We start from the raw sequence: 394 nt of genomic DNA on the forward strand, positions 1-394 counted from the left end.
GACCAGCATCGGTTCGGTGCTCGCCAACAGCCCGGGCGTCACCGTCCGCCAGGGCAACGGCGGGCGCGACGTGATCATCTCGATCCGGGGAAACAATGCCCGGTCCACCGGGGTGATCAAGAATACGGTGGTGCTGGAGGACGGCTTCATCCTCACCCAGCCCGATGGCGCGTCCCGCTTCGACCTGACCGACCCGCGGGCCTACAGCCGCATTGACGTGTTCCGCGGGCCGCAATCGCCCCTGTTCGGCAACTACGCCACGGGCGGCGCCATCGCGTTCCGCACCCGCACCGGCCGCGAGATCGACGGCTACGAGATCGGCACCGACGCCGGCAGCTTCGGCTACCTCAACACCTACTTCACCGTCGGCAAGGCCAGCGGGCCATTCGAAATC

At 67.8% G+C, this 394-nt stretch carries 1 protein-coding gene; it reads left to right on the forward strand.

Annotation, left to right across the window (positions count from 1 at the left end; translation table 11 throughout):
* Positions 1-394 (forward strand): TonB-dependent receptor plug domain-containing protein (locus K9U40_RS24445; protein ID WP_282892625.1); only part of this gene is annotated, 394 nt, incomplete at both ends.

The sequence above is a fragment of the Xanthobacter autotrophicus genome (genome assembly GCF_030015065.1).
GTDB classification, from domain to species: Bacteria; Pseudomonadota; Alphaproteobacteria; order Rhizobiales; family Xanthobacteraceae; genus Xanthobacter; species Xanthobacter autotrophicus_D.